The 2006-nt window shown below is 30.2% G+C and carries 2 protein-coding genes; both read left to right on the top strand.

The features are described from left to right. Window positions 1–439, top strand: a 439-nt coding sequence (locus tag MW688_RS14650) for a TaqI-like C-terminal specificity domain-containing protein (protein WP_486736755.1), incomplete at its 5' end; no start/stop codon positions are given. After that, entirely contained in the window at window positions 436–1935 is a 1500-nt protein-coding gene (locus MW688_RS14645) for a sigma-70 family RNA polymerase sigma factor (protein ID WP_486736754.1), read from the top strand. The genes MW688_RS14650 and MW688_RS14645, both read left to right, overlap by 4 nt. The last annotated feature ends 71 nt before the right edge of the window (window positions 1936–2006 follow it).

The following is a 2006-nucleotide window of genomic DNA, read 5'->3' as shown; positions in this document are numbered from 1 at the left end:
TTTCTGGGAGTTGCGATCTTGCGCCTATTGGCAAGAATTTGAGACACCAAAAATTATATATCCAAATATATGTAAACAGCCTGAGTTTTATCTAGATACCAATAACTTGTACACAAATCAGAAAGCTTTTATTATTCCTACTTCTTCTCTAATACTTTTAGGAATTTTTAACTCAAGTATAATGATGTGGTTATTTAATCAATTGTTAGCTAAGTTACAAAATGACTATTATGAACCGAGCAAGATTTTTATAGAAAAAATCCCTATACCCAAAGTAACAGAAACAGAGGGCAAAATCATAGAAAAACTAGTACAAAAATGTCTAGACGCCAAAGGAAAGCGAGTAGAAGAATATGAAGCAGAAATAGACGCAAGAGTAGGCCATTTATATGGCTTAACTTCAGCAGAAATGAAAATCATTACAGGTAAAGAAACATGAATATTATTAATCCTTCATTAATCGAACTTTCAGACATTAATTCTATCAGAGACTCCCAAGGAATAGCCGACTTATTTACTTTATTAGGATATGAAACTACTTATCAATTGATTGACCTTGATAATTTAGAACTTTCTGATGAATTGAACCAGACAATAAAAAAAGCTTATCTTATCGCCAGCTTAGAATCCGGCAGCCTACAAATTATCTTATTAGAATTAAACTGCGATACCTGGGTAAAAGAACAAGTAATTAATAATATAAATAAAAAAATAATTAAAACATTGGCCCATAAACCAACTAAATTTTTACTCCTAACAACAATTAATTACACAAAACTTATTATTAGCACGGTTACTAAAAGTTTTTCTAAAAATTTTGATTTACAAATAAACATCAACCAAAAAGAAATTAATCTTAAAAAATCCAGTTTTTCCGAGCTTAATTTATTCAGAAATTTAAGTAAAAATGTATCTAATAGTGCAAAACTATATTCACAGTACCAAAAGATATTATACAACAGACAAGAACTAGAAAAAAAGAAAAATAGAAAGTCAGAGAAAATTGATTTGCTGGGTAAATACTTAAAAGAAATAGGTAGTATAAGGCTTTTATCACCAGATGAAGAAATTGTTTTAAGTAGGCAAGTAGTTGAATTAATTAAATTAGAAAACAGTCAAAAAGAATTAGAGAGAGAGTTAAATTGCCATCCGACTAAACAGCAATTGGCTACATATTTGGGAATAGAATTAAACAGTTTATTGCAGAGTATAAATAATGGCAGAAAAGCTAAAAATAAATTAATAGAAGCTAATCTTCGATTAGTAGTAAGTATTGCCAAAAAATATCACGATAGAGGAATGGATTTATTAGATTTAATACAAGAAGGAAATATGGGCTTAATTCGGGCGACAGAAAAATATGACCCAACCAAAGGATATAAATTTTCTACCTATGCCACCTGGTGGATTAAACAAGCTGTAAATCGGGCGATCGCTGATAAATCCCGTATTATTCGTCTACCCGTTCATGTTAACGATAAAATCAATACAATCAAAAAAGCAACAAGACTACTAAGCCAAGCAAAAATGAGCTCCCCTACTAAACTAGAAATCGCTGAAGCTGTAGCAATCAAACCAGAAGAATTAATACAAATGAATAACTATATTAAGCCTCTTATCTCACTAGACTTAAACATCAATGAAGAAAAAAATTCTAGTTTGGTAGAATTCATAGAATACTTAGGAAAAACGCCAGAAGATTTAATTATAGAAGAGGATTTTCAAGTACAAGTAGAGACAATTTTAAAACAATTAAAATCAAAAGAACAAGAAGTATTGAAATTACGCTTCGGTTTTGATGACTATCGCCAACAAAGCTTACAAGAAATTGGTGACCATTTCAATGTTACCAGAGAACGTATTCGTCAAATTGAAGCTAAAGCCTTGAAAAAACTAAAAGAGATTTGTCCTCCAGATATGCTAATCGTTTATTAATTGAATAAATATGGCCATACCAGACTATATAGATAACCAAAATCAAACCCTAGAAGATATTCTAAAAATAC

Source organism: Johannesbaptistia floridana (assembly GCF_057440575.1).
The sequence above is the reverse complement of the archived record's forward strand: the minus strand, read 5'-3'. Positions and strand labels throughout refer to the sequence as shown.